The organism is Acinetobacter sp. CIP 102529 (assembly GCF_000368325.1).
GTDB classification, from domain to species: Bacteria; Pseudomonadota; Gammaproteobacteria; order Pseudomonadales; family Moraxellaceae; genus Acinetobacter; species Acinetobacter parvus.
In genome coordinates, this window is sequence record NZ_KB849355.1 from 137,294 (window position 1) to 153,461 (window position 16,168).

Consider the following 16,168-nt stretch of genomic DNA (forward strand, 5'->3'; position numbering starts at 1 on the left):
CAACTCCTTAACAATCTGTCTCATCATTTTTGTCTGGTTTTATACAGGTTTTTTGGTCAAAACAAAAGTATTTAAAATGAAGCACTTTGCAATATTATAAATAAGGGTCTTTACGCCAGTTGCTTGGGCTACGACCACTCCAGCGCTTAAAGGCACGGCTAAAGTTTGCCACATCAGAATAACCCAATTCATCTGCAATTTGTTCCAGACTATAATCTGTACGTGACAGCAGAGAAGTGGCATGACGATAACGCACTTCATCCACCAGTGTTGAAAAAGATGTACCCTCAGCTGCAAGCTGACGCTTTAAGGTGCGGTCAGACATATGCAGACGTTCAGCAACACTTTCAATACTTAAATAATGCTGTTCAGAATTGGTTAAAATATCACGGACACGCATGGCCAGACGGCGACGCTCGCCTAGAGCAGACAGTTCAGTTTCACACTGGTTAATGGCAATCTGGCTGGCAATTGGGTCAGCATTGACCATCTTTAAGCCAAGATATTTTTTATCAAAGCTGGAAATCAGATGTGGTTGGTTAAAGCGAATGGTACTGCTTAATTTATCCCTATATTTGTCAAAACCCGCAGGTTCAGGAAAATCCAGGTCAACATCACTTTTTAAATCTTCTATCCCTGTCAATGCTCTTGCCATGGTCATAATGCCGATGGTGAGGCCGAGAATAATTTCAGTGCGTAAAGGTTCAACTTCAATGTCACACTGCAACTGCAAGGTGGCTTTAGGTCCAAACGTAGAAAAATAGAGCTGTAAAAAAGGCAAGCGTAACTGAATAAAACGGCTTGCAAGTGCAATTGCATCGGTAATGTCATGCGCGGTCATAATGGCATAGCCAATGAAGCCATGAATTGAAATTCGCATTTGTGTACCTAAATGAAAGCCAAGCGTGCTTTCACCCGTTAGGCGCAAAGAATGCTTCACCAATTCATTTGCAATCGGTGTTGGAATTCGGTAATTTGGATCGGCCAGTTGCTCACTGGTTAAACGAAATGGAGCAAATAAGGTTTCATCGTTATATCCCCAACGAGAAACAACATCTAATAGCAATAAGCCATAGACGCCTGGTATGCCTTGATCTTGACGAGTTGAGGTTGTTTTCATGTGCTTTCCGTGGCGCTCATCAATTTTGCCAATATCTTTTAAACATATAAGTCTTAAACATCTTTACATGAAATAAAATTATCAATCATAAAAATTGTTGGACAAAGGAGTCACCTAATCGTTCAAAAATCAGGTTGGTTTTCTGAAGACCATAATTTTGGTTGTGGATATTAATAGCACATCCCCATGTTGGTTCAAAGCCTGAGTGACATAGCTGACGATACCACGATCAATTTTGGTTTTAGATGGCACAATTGCCGTAATTTCAATTTCAACATGAATTTTATCGCCAACACGTGTTGGACGGGGCCAGCGTAAACTGGACTCTGTGCCCAACAAACCACCTGCGACAGGAAAACATTCAGTCCATAAACGCATGGTGACTGCTGAGGTATGCCATCCACTCGCCGCCAAACCCTGAAAGATAGGATGCTGTGCGGCAGCTTCTTCATCCAGGTGAAAAGGTTGTGGGTCATATTGACCAGCAAACTGTTTCACCTCATCAAGTGTCATTTCATATTCACGGCTGATGAAATGATCTCCAACCTTTAAGTCTTCTAAATACAACATTATTCTGCGTCCTGAGTCACTCGCTGATCTACCAGGAAACCACCCGTTTGACGTTTCCATAGCTGAGCATACAAGCCATCATGAGTAATGAGCTGTTCATGTGTACCTTGCTCTGCGATTCTGCCTTGATCAAGCACAATGAGACGATCCATTTGGGCAATAGTAGATAAACGGTGTGCAATTGCAATAACCGTTTTGCCAACCATCAACTCATTTAAACTGCTTTGAATGGCTGCCTCGACTTCTGAGTCAAGTGCACTGGTAGCTTCATCCAAGATTAAAATTGGTGCATCTTTCAGGAAAACCCTTGAAATTGCAATACGTTGACGTTGCCCACCAGACAGTTTGACCCCACGCTCACCAACATAGGCATCAAAGCCAACACGACCTTTTTGGTCAGTCAGTTGGGGGATGAATTCTTCTGCCTTGGCTTTTTTAACAGCAAGCTGAATTTCGGTCTCAGTCGCGTTGGGGCGACCATACTTAATATTTTCAGCAACCGTACGATGCAGTAGAGAGGTGTCCTGAGTCACGAGGGCAATATTGGCACGTAAACTATCCTGTGTGACTTCCTGAATATCTTGGCCATCAATCAGGATACGACCTTGCTTGATATTATAGAAATGCAGAAGCAGTTGAATCAGGGTGGATTTTCCCGCACCCGAGCGACCAACAATCCCAATTTTCTCACCTGGTTTGATGGTCAGGTTGAAATGATCAATGACATTCTTTTGGTTATAGGCAAAACTGACATCTTCAAAACGAATTTCACCGCGCTGAACGGTTAACTGTTTTGCATGTGGTTTATCTTGAATCTGAATCGGTTTACCTAAGGTTTTCATGCCATCCTGAATGGTACCGACATTTTCAAACAGCATGGTGACATGCCACATAATAAATTCTGCAAGACTATCAAGTTTAAGCACCATTGCTGTGGTTGCCGCAATCACACCAATCGCAGCCTGACCCTGTGTCCACAGCCAGACCGAAGTGCCAATTACGCCAATAAACAGAAAGGCACTTAATAGGCGAATACTGATCTGGTATTTCACACCCAAACGCATTTGCTTGTAAACAGTGACCATAAATTCCTGCATGGATTCTTTGGCATACTGGCTTTCACGGCCTGCATGGGCAAACAGTTTTACCGTTTGAATATTGGTATAGGCATCGGTGACACGACCTGTCATCACTGCGCGCGCATCAGCCTGTTCCTGCGAGACTTTGCCCAGACGGGGAATGAAATAACTGGCAATCGCGATAAATAGAGCCAGCCATAAAATCAAAGGAATAATGAGTACGGGGGAGATTGAACCAAGTACCAGACTAATCGTAATAAAGTAGATCAGTACATAAACCAGCATATCACCCAGGATCATCCAGAATTCACGGACGGCCAAAGCGGTTTGCATCACCTTGGCTGAAAGGCGCCCTGCGAAATCAGTATGGAAAAAATCTAAACTTTGTTGAAGTAACAGGTTGTGAAAGCGCCAGCGCAGACGCATTGGAAAATTACTGAATAAAACCTGGTGCTTGATAACAGATTGCAGACTGACAAAGAAGATATTGGCAAACAGGATGCTAATCAGAATGGTGATATTTTGCTGGTTGCTTTCTAAAAAGGTATTGGGCTGGCTTTTGGTCAGCCAGTCAACCAGTTTTCCAATATAGGAAAAGAACAATGCTTCAAAGCAGGCCGCCGCCGCGGTACAGGCGATCAATAAAAACAGGAAAGGGCGGATGCCTTTGGTGGCTTGCCAGACGAAAGCAAAAAACGTGGTAGGCAATGGTTTGTTTAAGTCTTTCGTGGGATAGGGATCAACTCGTTTTTCAAACCACTGCAGCATTTCGCTTTTCCTCTAATTTTAAGGTACTGATTCAGTTTCTTGGGTTAGGATAGCAGAAAATTGATCTTGATAGATGAGAAAAGCGTATCTCTAAAAATGAGACATTTGTCCAGCCTAAAGCTTAGGTGATTTATTGAACCGTCAAGGACATCATATAGGACCACGTGATACATGTACTTTAATGAAGAAAATGGGCATTAATGCGTTGTGTCGTCAATGTGCAATTGAATGTCGAAAAATGGCCGCCTAAATATTTTAATCATAGATATTAAAAACTGAATACATCGGTTAAAACAGGCGTATACTGAAAGACAACACCAGAACCAAACAGGATTAAAAGATGCTTGTTAAATTTGCAATTCGATTCATGGCTATTTTGTTTTCAGTATTGGCTTTAGCCGCAATTATTATTCACTTTTTCTTTTCGAGTGCCTTAACCACTGACTTATGGATTATTGTTGTTCCTGTTATTCTTGGTATCCCGATTCTGACCGCGGTGGTCGTTGCAAAAGATGAGGAACTTAGTATTCATTGAATTGAGAATAAATCTTAATTTTCCGTATTCATACTTAGTTCTGTAATCTCATCATTGAAAGCAGATTTAATATTTTGAGCTTTAAATTAAGCCTCCCATATGGGAGGCTTATTCATTTGGAAATGGTGTAAAAGTTATCTCAGCCCTCATTCAGACCTGTAAGAGAGGTTGGATTTGCAGCCCCAGTATTTAGGTTTTGAAAGTCATGACCTGATGGTGCCTGATAAATTCTCAATCCAAACTCAGGAATAATCGCAATCAAGTGATCAAAAATATCAGATTGAATTGCTTCATAAGATGCCCATGCCGTTGTATTTGTAAATGCATAGATTTCCAAAGGCAAGCCCTCACTGATCGGCTGCAACTGACGGACCAATAATGTCTGGTTTTGGGCAATGCCCTGATGCTGTTTCAGATAAAACTCAACATATGTCCTGAATGTGCCAAGATTGGTTAAACGTCTTTGGTTGTAGCGCGACTGATTGCTCAGGTGTTTGTTGAAATCCTCAATTTCAGATTGTTTGGCATCCAGATACTGATCTAATAGCAAGAACTCTTTTAACTTTTGCTGCTCTTCGTCACTCATAAAATGTACGCTACATTGATCAAGAAAAAGTGACCGCTTGATGCGACGGCAACCTGCATTACTCATACCACGCCAGTTTCTAAAGGTATCCGTCACCAGTTTATTGGTTGGAATGGTGGTAAATGTCTTATCAAAGTTCTGTACGGTCACGGTATGTAATGACATATCAATGACATCACCATCCGCATTTAAAGAGGGCATTTCAATCCAGTCACCAATCCGCACCATGTCATAAGAGGCGATCTGTACACTCGCCACCAAGGATAAAATGGTGTTCTGGAACACCAGCATCAGGACTGCTGCCATGGCCCCAAAGCCAGCGAGCAAGGTGAATACATCCTTTTTAAGGAAAGTACCCAGAATCATCAGACCACACACAACGAACAAAATAAGCTTGATCAACTGTAGATAACCCTTGATCGGCTTGTTCCGTGATTTTGGATTACGTTGATAAATCAGGTTAAAAATATTCAGTGCTTCACTGATGGTCAGTGCAATGGTGAGGAAAATGAATGCCTGTGCACCCATCTGAATAAACATGATCAATTTGGGTGAAAGATGAGGAATGGTGGTAACCCCATTCATAACTACAAGGGCAGGAACAAGATTGGCAAGTCTGCGAATAATGCTGTGCTCGGCAAAAATGGATTGGTTCGATGTTTTTAGTTTGGTGACTAAATAGCCGATACCCCGAACAATCACTCTCTTGGCAATAAAGTTCGCTAATGCGGCAAAGAGGACGAGAACAATCAAGGCAAGCAAGGTTTCTAGCCACGGAAAGTGGCTTAGTTCACTTCGAATATCAGCTATAAAATTTAAATAATCCAAACCTAAACACCTTAAAATTCTTGAAGTGGAATTTTAAGGTGTTAAACGCTGCTATGATAATTTGGTCACATTTTATATACGATTCTTAAGAAATTTTAACATTTGTTAAAAGTAGATTACCACATCAGGTCATCTGGAATCACATAGGCTGCGTATGGGTCTTCCTCGTCCGTTGTTTGATCATTGGTCTGTGCATTATTATTCACAATGATAAAGCCCTGCATTTTCTGCTCAATTTTCTCCGCCAATGCCTTAGGGAGGTAGGCATAACTCTCTTGATCCTTTGCAATCACAAGCGAGCCTGAAACCAGCGCATTATAAACCTGTTGTGAGATATAGACTTTCTTGATCTTGCTGTCATCAATAAACTGGTAGACTGCATCACCGTCAGTTTGATTAATCTTATGTTGTTTAATCATCTGGATAATAGATGCCTTAAGGGCTTTTTCTTCCAATACACGCTGTTTTTCCAGATTGAGTGCCTGGTCTTTTGCCAGTTTCTCCTGATTGACACGGTCAATTTCCGCTTTTAATGTCGCATCATCATTCTGTCCAGTGCGCTGTTCATGCTGGGCTTGCTTGGTCAGTTTCTTTGCTTTTTTATTGTCAACTAAACCTGCTTTTAATAATTGCGCTTGCAGTGCATTTTTAACCATAATTCAATCCAGATTTGGGTGAGAAGAAGAACGAAAATAAACGATCCAATATGTCATACTCATGGCAAGGCTTAAACCTGTGGGTATGAGAAAGGTTTGTAATTTTAAATAAGGATAAAGCAAACTGGCAATCAGTCCACCCATTAAAAAACCAATAAAGATCAATACATGTAAGGAAATACGGCGATTTTCAACTTTTAAGCCACGGGCCTTATATCCGAGTGTCAGACCAATATCGGTTAAGACACCAGATAAATGCGTGGTACGGATAATTGCGCCTTTATAATGGCTGACCATCGCATTCTGCATACCCATTGCCACACATGCCCACAGCAGTCCATAACGGGGGAAAAATGGCAACAGTAACCAGGTAAGAAGCAGGAAAATGGCAACCAGACTAAGCGGCACGCCATAATGTCTACCAAAGGTCACGTGACCATTGCCAAGAATCAGGCCGCTGTAAAAAGACCCAATGACAAAACAAAGGATGACAAGGCTTAGATAGATAAAATGCTCAGGCCGCCAGTCAAGCAGACTCATTGCGAGCATGCTGACATTGCCTGTCATATGTGAAACGGATTGGTGTAGAACCGTGAATAAACCCAGAACGTTTACCATGCCTGCATTTAATGCCAATAGGAAAGCACCAAATTGAATCCAGTTGGGTAAACGTTGTAAAGGCATAGCAAGCTCAAACTACTAATTCTAGCGGTTTCGGAAATCTACAGCAGCAGTAAACAGAACATCGGTTGATGAATTTAACGCGGTTTCGGTTGAATCCTGCAATACACTAATAATCATACCAATTGCAACGACTTGCATTGCAATCTCTGATGATATACCAAATAAGCTACATGCAACAGGAATAAGTAACAGAGAACCACCCGCAACACCTGAAGCGCCACAGGCGGAAACTGCTGCGACAATAGAGAGAATCAGCATCATGCTAAGATCAATATGAATGCCTAGGGTATTTACCGTGGCAAGTGTTAATACCGTAATGGTAACTGCCGCGCCTGCCATATTAATGGTTGCACCCAATGGAATTGAAACACTCGCCATCGCTTCATTCACACCTAAACGATGCGCCAGATCGAGGTTTACAGGAATATTGGCGGCTGAGCTACGGGTGAAAAATGCGGTAATCCCACTTTCTTTTAAGCATTGAAAAACTAAGGGATATGGATTTGCCCGCATTGTGATGCCAACCAAGATCGGATTAATCACCAATGCCACAAAAATCATTGTTCCAATTAAAACCATCAATAAATGCGCATAGCTGGACAGGGTTGCCAAGCCCGCATCGGCAAAGGTCACTGCCACCAAGCCAAAAATACCAACAGGGGCAAAACCAATGACGGTATGGATAATTTTATTGACCGCATCAGCAACATCTGTCAACACTTGCTTGGTTGAATCTGAACCATGTCGCAGGGCCAGTCCCAAACCCACTGCCCACGCCAGAATACCAATAAAGTTCGCTTCACTAATCGCCTGAACGGGATTGGCAATAAAGCTTAACAGCAGATTTTTTAGAATATCGGTAAGGCTTCCAGGTGCCTGTAGGGTGGTCTCGGTTGCCAGATGCAGGAATAGCTGGCTTGGAAACACGATACTGGCAATTACGGCGCTGAATGCGGCAAGCAACATTCCAACCACATATAACACCAATACAGGTTTCAAATTTGAGTTTTGTCCCACTTGGAAATTTGCGATTGAGGCAAGAACCAAAACAAACACTAAAATCGGTGCAACTGACTTTAATGCTTTAATAAACAATTCACCCAATAAACTTAGGTAGGGTGTAAAGCCAGGGAACAGCAATGCCACGCCAACCCCTAGAAAAATAGCGATAATAATTTTGCTGACTAAACTTAAGCGAGACAATACATTCAACATATAAAAGCCTTATAAACCAGTGCGCGGTTTAAGGTTAAACAAGCGCGGTATTCTATACCCAAGAACCGTGAATAATAAATTTTTTTTGCAACCTATTTACTCTAAAAATATTGTAAAAATTAACACAATGTTTTTAAAAGTCTTTTATAGAAACCTGGCACATCTTTTTGTATGAAAAAAGAGCTAAAAAGATGGGTTTATGGGTGCAGGATTTCAGGTGAAAGTGTTTGTATGGCCTGATAGTGGGATAAAAAGATTTTTCCACTTAACATATTGATTAACCTAGATGAATTGAGCTGATCCATGACTGGGCTCTTTACTTCAGATAAATGCAGTTGAATTCCCAGTTGCAATAATTCCCCATTAAGCTCTTCCAGCATTTCCACCGCACTCAGGTCAATATTGCTTATGCTGGAACAGTTAATCACCACATGCTGTATCTGTGGATTATGGCTGAGTTCCGTGATGATATAGCCCTTTAGCACATGCGCATTGAGAAAGTTAAGGTTCTCATCAATACGGAAAGATGCGATTGTTTCTGTGGTAAGCACATCATAGCGGGATACATTCCTAAAATGCTGTGTACCCTCAACCAGACCAATCACGGCAATATGTGGACGGCTAATCCGCCATAATAAAAGAATAAATGTAAGGATGATTCCAATCACAAGTCCTGTCGAAATATCAATACAGGTGACACCAAGGAATGTGGCCCACATGGCCAGCCCATCGGCCTTGGAATATTTCCAGGTTTCAAAAAAGGGTAGGAATGAGACCAGTTTCCAGATGGAGACAAAAATCGTGGCAGCCAGAATTGTTAGCGGCAGATTTTGAAAAAAACTGGTGAAATAAAGGCTGACCGCAATCATCAATAATGAGGACATGACCCCAGACATAGGTGTTTTTGCACCTGCATCACTATTGACAACCGTACGGGACAAACTTCCTGAAACTGCAAATCCCATATTTATCCCTGCCGCAATATTGGCCAAGCCTAGAGCGATCAGCTCCTGATTACTATTGAGGTCATCACGCTTTTGCAATGCGGTGGCCTGCGCAATCGCCAGTGACTCAACAAAACTAATCATCGCAATAATAAATGCGCTGGGAAGCAGTTTCTGAACCAGATCAAAATTCCATGTCGGAAAATGGAAACTGGGTAGACCTGTGGGAATGATCCCAACAGTTTTCAGCCCATGTTGATCCAGACTGAATGCATACACAACAATAATTGAACTTAAAACCAATAACAGCGGAATGGTCTTATTTAAAAAATCTGATCGCACCCATTTAGGCAGAAAAACCAGTATGGTGATTGCCGCTAAACTCACGCCTACACTTAGAAAACTGATGTGATGGAAGTTATTGACCAAACTTCCAATAAACTCTGGAATATTGTTGGTCTGTAATGGAATGTCGAGTAGAAACTTAAATTGTCCCAAAGCGATTAATAATGCAGATGCAATAATAAAGCTTTTGATAACGGGATGGCTAATGAGCTGGATCAGGAAGCCAAAACGGAACAGGCCTAAAATCAGTGAAATAATTCCGACCATAATCGCCAGGAGACAGGCAGCTTCAATATAGGCGGTAGAGCCAACGGCAAAAAGAGGTTGAAGCGCTGAAAAAACCATCATTGAGATGATGGCAACAGGACCAATCGACAGTGTGGTGCTACTGCCTGTAAAGGCATAGATGATCATGGGTAGAATACTGGCATAGATACCCATCACTGGTGGAAGCCCTGCAAGCATGGCATAGGCCATTCCTTGGGGAACCAACATTGCAAGTACAATTAATGCAGCAACTACATCAGCCTTAAAGTGCCTAGGGTGATAAGTCTTTAGCCATTTCAGTGCAGGAAAGATGGACATATTCAGGTTGAACCGTTTTATGCATAAATAATTTATATTATATATAAATATATATTATTAATAAAAAAAGCTAAAGCGATTCAGTAGCAATTGCTTATTTAAGCAAAAGGTTTATATATTTGGACAGTAGTTTTCGTATAGGGTCTTTAAAACGACCTGTAGTTTAGGGTCACTAATTGAGTAAAAAATTTGTTTGCCTTCACGACGTGTCGTAACAACCTTACTTTTTCTGAGCATCATTAACTGTTGGGAAAGTGTTGGTTGGAAAATGTGAGTAAGCACTTCAATCTGGGAAACATTCAGTTCCTGCTTGGCCAAGTGGCACAAGATGATTAAACGATCCGTATTTGCCAGAGACTTCAGCACATTTACAATTGAGTCGGCAGACTCTCTCATTGCCTCGATCTCAAGATCCTTTTGCATATTACTCTCACGACATTACAACCGAACTTAGTATAAGGTGAGTAAATCAAAAAATTGAAGTAAAACTGAATAATTGCAATGGTTTTTAATGAAAATATATATAAGTAAAAGTGATATATTGTCTTGTTTTGCAGATTGCATTATTTTTTATTAAGAAAATAGGTATAGGATAAGAGTTCTGTGAAATTTGTCGTGTACAGAGATGAAAGAGAAAAAGACGCATCTAAACAGGATTACAAGTTTAGATGCGTAAAAGTGTATATATTGTTGAGGTAAAGAGTGTTGTTAATTCAAGTTTTTTAACTCATTTTCCAAAACTGGCCATAGTTTCTGATGGGATTTTTTAAACATCAGCATGTGTCCAATCTGTTTATAGCCATGTTTCCTAGGGTCAAGTTCGATGAGCCTGGTTTTTGCATTGGGATAAAGACGCAGTAAATCCTCAACATTTGCCTGTGTTGCAATTTCATCATCTGAGGCCCAAAAAGAAGTAATAGGGCATTGAATTTCCTGATGATAGTCATCAAAAATGCTTTTCCCAATCGCATTCATCACATAGCCAGGTTTGCTACAGAATTCTGCCCATTGCCTTGCCACATTTTTTGGCAAGTTTTCCCCCATACCGATAAACTGGGTTGCGCCATAGCCTTTGAAAAAGCTGGAAATAGGAAAAATAACATTAAACATGATAGGGGCGAGCAGCTTGGTTTTGCCTTTTAAGCCTTTTACGTGGCCTGTTGAGCCAGCAATTGCCAGAACTTTGGCAACTTTACTATAATTGGGATTAACGCCAAGAAGCTGACCACCAGCACTATGCCCAATAATAATGACTTTTTCTGCCTGGGTTCGATTCAGCAAAGCATCAACTGCCGCTGGAATATCAAGTAGTCCCCAATCATTGATACTGGCTGTTGAATCTTTAAGTGCTCCATGTAGAGATTGACCAATACCACGAAAATCAAAACTTAGGACATCATAGCCTTGCTGACTCAACCACTCTGCAAAAGGGTGGTAAAAGGTTTTAGTAATCCCTGTCGCAGGACAAATGAGAATGGGATATTGCTGTTTATCATTTTGTGCAGGATAAAATTGAGCTGCAAGTTGATAACCATCTTTACAACTGATCCAAAATGATTCAGGGCTATTCATGAGCGAGCTACTCTTGTATTTGCATATTTCTACTTTACACAAGTTCTAAAAAGAAACTCGTTTGAAAAATGACTTAAAAGTCAATTATTATGTAATATAAAACCCTAATAGGAAGCTTATTTACAGGATAGCGGATGTTTGTTTTAACTCAAGCGACTGAACTGTCGATTATATTTAGTGGAATTTTTCTTTGGGTGGGGATGCTAACAGGAGTATGGAAATATTATCAAATTAGAAAAACGGAGCTTGCACGGGCACATTACTATGTAGATATTGCTCATCGAAGCAGTCTGCTTTATGCCGCCGCCAGTTTAATCTTGGCTGCATTGAGCTATTTTACAGTTTTGTCTGATATGTGGACTTTAGCTTGTGTGATTGCAAACCTATTCTTCTTTGCGATGTCCATTCTGACCTATATCATTCATGGATTGTTGAAAGACACCACCAATCAGTTTAAACAGCCTCATCAATTAGGGCAGCGGGCCATTCCAGCCTGGTGCATGACGTTAATGATGTTAAGTTTAATTATTGTTGAACTGGGTGCTACAGCGATTTTATTATGTGGAACAATTGCAAAATTTTTAAGCTGATATAAAAAATGGATGATTACTCATCCATTTTCTCTAAAGAATTCTTTTGTCGATCAATATTTACCTGTCGACACTTTCGATCAATAATCCCCCACGTACAGAAAGCCATAGAGACGACCATTGCATAGGCGAAATATTCAGGTTTTAAGTTACCCATAATAGTGCCTTGGAATAACAACGTTGCCATTAAGGCCAGCGTTGTGATTGCATAGATGCTCGAATCAGTGGTCTTCAGAGTGTTAATGAAGACTTGCTTGTTGAAATGTAATGATAACATCTCCATCCCTCCTTGTGGCGATGACAAAACTTAAGTGTTTTGGTCAGAATTATTCTTTCAGTTGTACTGCTAATTTTTGAGTATTTCAATAGGTAACTGCAATATTTTTTAGATTAATTCATTAAATACATTGATTTTTATAACTTTTAAGTATTTTAAATGTGAATCTATAGTATTTTTCAGTAAAATGATAGATTGTTTTTTTACATTTTGAAATATTTAGGGTTCTAACATAATGAATGATATTGCTATTTTTCTGTAGAATTAATCCATTTTAAAAAATAAAGATTTGTCGTAAACAGAGAATGCACATTGGGTAAAGGAGCATTCTTTGTATAGCTAAAATTATGTTTGGGTAAAACATCGTTTTAACGACAAATCATTTTAATTCTTGCCACCTGATAATCGGTCAATTGCAATTGCAATCATAAGAACGGCACATGATGGAAGTAACCAGGCAAGGTTTTGTTCACTTAATGGCAAGTGATCAATAAATTGTGGTAACTGTTCTGTAAAACCAGCCGCTTTAATTGCCTCTACAATACCGAAAAGGAAAGCGATGGCGGTCACTGAACCTACAATCAGCGATGGCTTGTTCCAGTGTTTCCAGAAAAAGCTGAGCATGATCACCACGATTGCTGGCGGATAAATTGCACTTAATAAAGGAACGGAAAACGCAATTAGTTTGGTTAAACCCAAGTTGGAAATTAACAGTGAAAACCCAATCAGGATAAAAACCAGTAATTTATAGGGTAAACCAGTTAATTCATTAAAATATTCAGCACATGCGCAGGTTAAGCCAATCGCAGTGACCATACATGCCAGAAAAATCAAGCCAGCCAGGAACAATGAACCTAGGTCACCAAAGGCATGCTGCACATAGGCATGCAGAATGACTGCACCATTATCTGCATTTGCCGCGACTTCATGGCTGCCTAAACCAAGTTTAAACAGACTGATATAAACAAGGGTTAAGCCTACACCTGCAATTAGGCTTGCGATAATTGCATATTTGGTTATCAGCTTGGAATCAGTTACTCCACGGGATTGAATGGCCTGAATAATCACAATACCAAATACCAGCGCCCCTAAGGTGTCCATGGTCAAGTAACCACTGACAAAGCCTTCGGAAACTGGACTGTTGACATAATGGTTAATCGGTGGAGAAATATAACCTGTCGGAATGGCAAAAGCTGCGATGCCCAGTATTGCAAGTGCAACAATTTTTAATGGTGCCAGTACGTGTCCGACTGTATCAAGGAGTTTATTTGGATAAAGAGAAACTGCTGCGACAAAGGCAAAATAAATTACACTGTAGATCAGTAGGCTACTGCTTGATGTACCAAAATATGGTGCAAAACCAATTTCATAAGAAACGGTGGCAGTACGTGGTGTCGCAAATAACGGACCTACCGATAGGTAACAGACTATGGTCAGTAATAAGCTGGCAAAACGACCAAGAGGGGAACTAATGACCTCAATTGAGCCCTGCATACGTGACAAGGCCATGATGGTCATTACAGGTAGACCAACTGCGGTGATTAAGAAACCAAATGCAGCCAGCCATACGTGTTCACCAGCCTGCTGGGCAACAATAGGGGGGAAAATAATATTGCCTGCACCAATAAACAGTGCAAAGGTCATAAACCCCAAGGCAATAATATCTCCTGTACGAAGTTGGTTCATAAAGGGAGGTATAAAATAAAAGTGCGGATTTTAGAATAAAAATGCTGTCATTTGAAACCAATTTTATGTGAAAAACGGTTTATTTTTGTCTAAAAAGAAATGATTAAAATCATAGGATTAGCTTTGGTAAACTTAATTGTTTGAAAAGATTTTAAAAGTAAAAAATATCGTTTGTTATACTTTTTTCCTATGATGTTGATCGAAATTAAATGTAAAATAAAAAGTGTCTTTCAGTCGTAAAAAGATTGAAGATTTGAGAGCTAAAGCGTAAAACTACTGAAATATTGAATGCAGTATAAAAATGGCTCTGCATTACGAAATTAATTTGATTTTTACATAAGGAATATCTCGAATGAGAGCTTCTACTGTGACCATTAAAACGGAACAGGATATTGAAAAATTGCGTATCTCAGGGCGTTTGGCAGCACAAGTTCTAGAAATGATTGGTGCCTATATAAAGCCAGGTGTTTCAACTGAATATTTAGATGATATATGTAATGATTACATCGTAAACACTTTGCAGGTTATTCCTGCCAATGTGGGTTATCACGGTTTTACCAAAACAACCTGTATTTCTGTCAATGAAGAAGTATGCCATGCCATCCCCTCTGTCAAAAAGATTTTGCAGGAGGGTGACATTCTCAACATTGATGTGGCTGTGATTAAAGATGGTTATTTTGGCGATACCAGTCGGATGTACTTTGTAGGTGAACCAAGCCCTGAAGCTAAGAAATTAGTTGAAACGACTTATGATGCAATGTTGGCAGGTATTCGTACGGTCAGACCTGGAGCAACATTAGGCGATATTGGCTATGCAATTCAATCTGTTGCTCAAGCTCAGGGTTATAGTATTGTCCGTGAATATTGTGGGCATGGTATTGGACGTGTTTACCACGAACAACCCAATATCCTGCATTATGGCCAGAAAGGTCAGGGCATGGTATTGAAAAAAGGCATGGTCTTTACCATTGAGCCGATGGTAAATGCAGGTAAGGCGCAGGTGAAAGAGTTGAGTGATGGCTGGACAGTTGTAACACGGGATAAATCACTTTCTGCCCAATGGGAACATATGGTTGCCGTGACAGAGGATGGTTTTGAACTGCTCACCCCTTGGCCAGAAGGAACAGGACATTATTCTGCTATTTCATAAATGCAGCAAAGGCCCGATATTAATCGGGTCTTTTTATCGTGGAACATAGGGTAAGTTGTTCAACCAGATAGTCGATGAATACACGAACCGCTGGCAGCAAGCCCCGACGTGATGGATAAACTGCATGGAAGATTCCATGTGGCGCAGTCCATTCTGGTAATACTTTCACCAATTGACCAGATTTAATGAAATCCTGAGCAATGCTATCAGGCAATAGGGCAATTCCACAATTCTGGCTGGCTAATTCTGCCAGCATCAACAAGTTCGAACCCATAATCACAGGGTTGACCTTGATCTTCTTCTGTTGCTGATGATCTGGACCTGACAGTAGAAAATGCTGGTCAAGATGTTCTTCAGCCATGCTGATAATACGATGTTCAGACAGTTGTTCAGGTGTGGTTAAATGCCCGAATTCATTTAAATAGGCCTGGCTGGCAAAAAGTCGTTGTTCAATGGCTTCAAATTGTCTTAAGACCAGATTCGGGTCATCGTCCAGTTTGGTACGTACACGCAATGCCAAATCAATGCCCTCGTTAATGACATCCACACGGCGGTTACTCACCATCATCTGCACACGGACTTCTGGATATTTTTTTAGGAAAGCGGGCAATATTTTTGCCATTTGATTCTGGGCAATATCCACAGGTACACTGACCTTGATAACACCACGTGGCTGACTGCTTAAATGATTCACGACATCATGTGCAGCTTGGGCTGCATTCATCATGACTTGTGCGTGACGATAGACATCCATACCAATGTCTGTTACAGCAAAATGACGTGAACTTCGCTGAATGAGACGTACACCGAGTTGTTCCTCTAGGTTATAAACTCTGCGACTGAGTTTGGATTTAGGAATATCAGTTGCGCGTTCAGCCGCACTAAAACCACCATGCTCAACAACAAGCGCAAAGCAATAAAAATCATCTAAATCCGTTAGCATTACGCTATAAACTCCAGCTTTTGTGAGCAAGTTAA

The 16,168-nt window shown here is 40.6% G+C and carries 16 protein-coding genes; 3 read left to right on the top strand and 13 right to left on the bottom strand.

Features of this window, described 5'->3' with window-relative positions; genetic code table 11:
• Nucleotides 1-94: 94 nt before the first annotated feature.
• From F972_RS05710 to F972_RS05720, 3 genes are all read right to left on the bottom strand, one after another.
• Entirely contained in the window at nt 95-1,120 is a 1,026-nt protein-coding gene (locus F972_RS05710) for an AraC family transcriptional regulator (RefSeq protein WP_004677822.1), read from the bottom strand.
• Nucleotides 1,121-1,249: 129 nt separating this feature from the next.
• Entirely contained in the window at nt 1,250-1,690 is a 441-nt protein-coding gene (locus F972_RS05715; protein WP_004677821.1) for a MaoC family dehydratase, read from the bottom strand.
• Nucleotides 1,690-3,537, bottom strand: coding sequence for an ABC transporter ATP-binding protein (locus F972_RS05720; RefSeq protein ID WP_004769230.1), 1,848 nt, complete (start codon nt 3,535-3,537; stop codon nt 1,690-1,692). Before F972_RS05720 ends, F972_RS05715 begins: the two co-directional genes overlap by 1 nt.
• Nucleotides 3,538-3,877: 340 nt before the next feature.
• On the opposite strand from F972_RS05720, the gene F972_RS05725 reads away from it, so the two are divergent.
• On the top strand, nt 3,878-4,072 hold the full coding sequence (locus F972_RS05725) for a hypothetical protein (RefSeq protein ID WP_004769231.1): 195 nt from the start codon (nt 3,878-3,880) through the stop codon (nt 4,070-4,072).
• Nucleotides 4,073-4,211: 139 nt separating this feature from the next.
• Here F972_RS05725 and F972_RS05730 read toward each other — a convergent pair whose 3' ends face one another.
• The 7 genes from F972_RS05730 to F972_RS05760 all read right to left on the bottom strand — a co-directional run bounded on the left by F972_RS05730 (nt 4,212) and on the right by F972_RS05760 (nt 11,487).
• A complete protein-coding gene (locus F972_RS05730) occupies nt 4,212-5,486 on the bottom strand; it encodes a mechanosensitive ion channel family protein (protein WP_004769233.1) in 1,275 nt (424 codons plus the stop codon).
• Nucleotides 5,487-5,602: 116 nt separating this feature from the next.
• Complete coding sequence (locus F972_RS05735) at nt 5,603-6,142, bottom strand: DUF2058 domain-containing protein (protein WP_004680937.1); 540 nt, start codon at nt 6,140-6,142, stop codon at nt 5,603-5,605.
• Nucleotides 6,143-6,145: 3 nt separating this feature from the next.
• Nucleotides 6,146-6,826 (bottom strand): YoaK family protein, encoded by a 681-nt coding sequence (locus F972_RS05740; RefSeq protein ID WP_004680936.1) that lies wholly within the window; start codon nt 6,824-6,826, stop codon nt 6,146-6,148.
• A 21-nt stretch (nt 6,827-6,847) separates the two neighbouring features.
• The gene (gene sstT, locus F972_RS05745; RefSeq protein WP_004769235.1) at nt 6,848-8,041 is read right to left on the bottom strand and encodes a serine/threonine transporter SstT; all 1,194 of its coding nucleotides are present in this window, start codon (nt 8,039-8,041) and stop codon (nt 6,848-6,850) included.
• Nucleotides 8,042-8,238: 197 nt separating this feature from the next.
• Complete coding sequence (locus F972_RS05750; RefSeq protein ID WP_212749499.1) at nt 8,239-9,936, bottom strand: SulP family inorganic anion transporter; 1,698 nt, start codon at nt 9,934-9,936, stop codon at nt 8,239-8,241.
• Between the two features lie 90 nt (nt 9,937-10,026).
• Nucleotides 10,027-10,338, bottom strand: coding sequence for an ArsR/SmtB family transcription factor (locus F972_RS05755; protein ID WP_004680927.1), 312 nt, complete (start codon nt 10,336-10,338; stop codon nt 10,027-10,029).
• 285 nt (nt 10,339-10,623) lie between these two features.
• The gene (locus F972_RS05760) at nt 10,624-11,487 is read right to left on the bottom strand and encodes an alpha/beta hydrolase family protein (protein WP_004769238.1); all 864 of its coding nucleotides are present in this window, start codon (nt 11,485-11,487) and stop codon (nt 10,624-10,626) included.
• A 134-nt stretch (nt 11,488-11,621) separates the two neighbouring features.
• Here F972_RS05760 and F972_RS05765 point away from each other — a divergent pair, with 134 nt between their 5' ends.
• Nucleotides 11,622-12,077: a hypothetical protein gene (locus tag F972_RS05765; RefSeq protein ID WP_004769239.1), complete on the top strand. Its 456-nt coding sequence runs from the start codon at nt 11,622-11,624 to the stop codon at nt 12,075-12,077.
• Nucleotides 12,078-12,093: 16 nt separating this feature from the next.
• On the opposite strand, the gene F972_RS05770 is transcribed toward F972_RS05765, so the two are convergent.
• Together F972_RS05770 and brnQ are read right to left on the bottom strand one after the other, a co-directional pair.
• Entirely contained in the window at nt 12,094-12,354 is a 261-nt protein-coding gene (locus tag F972_RS05770; RefSeq protein ID WP_004769240.1) for a hypothetical protein, read from the bottom strand.
• A gap of 384 nt (nt 12,355-12,738) precedes the next feature.
• Nucleotides 12,739-14,040, bottom strand: a complete 1,302-nt coding sequence (gene brnQ / locus F972_RS05775) for a branched-chain amino acid transport system II carrier protein (RefSeq protein WP_004758218.1) — start codon at nt 14,038-14,040, stop codon at nt 12,739-12,741.
• 352 nt (nt 14,041-14,392) lie between these two features.
• Here brnQ and map point away from each other — a divergent pair, with 352 nt between their 5' ends.
• Nucleotides 14,393-15,190, top strand: coding sequence for a type I methionyl aminopeptidase (map, locus tag F972_RS05780; RefSeq protein WP_004680922.1), 798 nt, complete (start codon nt 14,393-14,395; stop codon nt 15,188-15,190).
• A 19-nt stretch (nt 15,191-15,209) separates the two neighbouring features.
• Here map and F972_RS05785 read toward each other — a convergent pair whose 3' ends face one another.
• The gene (locus F972_RS05785) at nt 15,210-16,133 is read right to left on the bottom strand and encodes a LysR family transcriptional regulator (protein ID WP_004680921.1); all 924 of its coding nucleotides are present in this window, start codon (nt 16,131-16,133) and stop codon (nt 15,210-15,212) included.
• Nucleotides 16,134-16,168 lie beyond the last annotated feature (35 nt).

Coding starts and splice junctions, on each gene's coding strand:
- F972_RS05710 (WP_004677822.1), bottom strand. CDS start 1,120: ATGAAAACAACCTCAACTCGTCAAGATCAAGGCATACCAGGCGTCTAT.
- F972_RS05715 (WP_004677821.1), bottom strand. CDS start 1,690: ATGTTGTATTTAGAAGACTTAAAGGTTGGAGATCATTTCATCAGCCGT.
- F972_RS05720 (WP_004769230.1), bottom strand. CDS start 3,537: ATGCTGCAGTGGTTTGAAAAACGAGTTGATCCCTATCCCACGAAAGAC.
- F972_RS05725 (WP_004769231.1), top strand. CDS start 3,878: ATGCTTGTTAAATTTGCAATTCGATTCATGGCTATTTTGTTTTCAGTA.
- F972_RS05735 (WP_004680937.1), bottom strand. CDS start 6,142: ATGGTTAAAAATGCACTGCAAGCGCAATTATTAAAAGCAGGTTTAGTT.
- F972_RS05740 (WP_004680936.1), bottom strand. CDS start 6,826: ATGCCTTTACAACGTTTACCCAACTGGATTCAATTTGGTGCTTTCCTA.
- sstT (WP_004769235.1), bottom strand. CDS start 8,041: ATGTTGAATGTATTGTCTCGCTTAAGTTTAGTCAGCAAAATTATTATC.
- F972_RS05755 (WP_004680927.1), bottom strand. CDS start 10,338: ATGCAAAAGGATCTTGAGATCGAGGCAATGAGAGAGTCTGCCGACTCA.
- F972_RS05760 (WP_004769238.1), bottom strand. CDS start 11,487: ATGAATAGCCCTGAATCATTTTGGATCAGTTGTAAAGATGGTTATCAA.
- F972_RS05765 (WP_004769239.1), top strand. CDS start 11,622: ATGTTTGTTTTAACTCAAGCGACTGAACTGTCGATTATATTTAGTGGA.
- F972_RS05770 (WP_004769240.1), bottom strand. CDS start 12,354: ATGTTATCATTACATTTCAACAAGCAAGTCTTCATTAACACTCTGAAG.
- brnQ (WP_004758218.1), bottom strand. CDS start 14,040: ATGAACCAACTTCGTACAGGAGATATTATTGCCTTGGGGTTTATGACC.
- map (WP_004680922.1), top strand. CDS start 14,393: ATGAGAGCTTCTACTGTGACCATTAAAACGGAACAGGATATTGAAAAA.
- F972_RS05785 (WP_004680921.1), bottom strand. CDS start 16,133: ATGCTAACGGATTTAGATGATTTTTATTGCTTTGCGCTTGTTGTTGAG.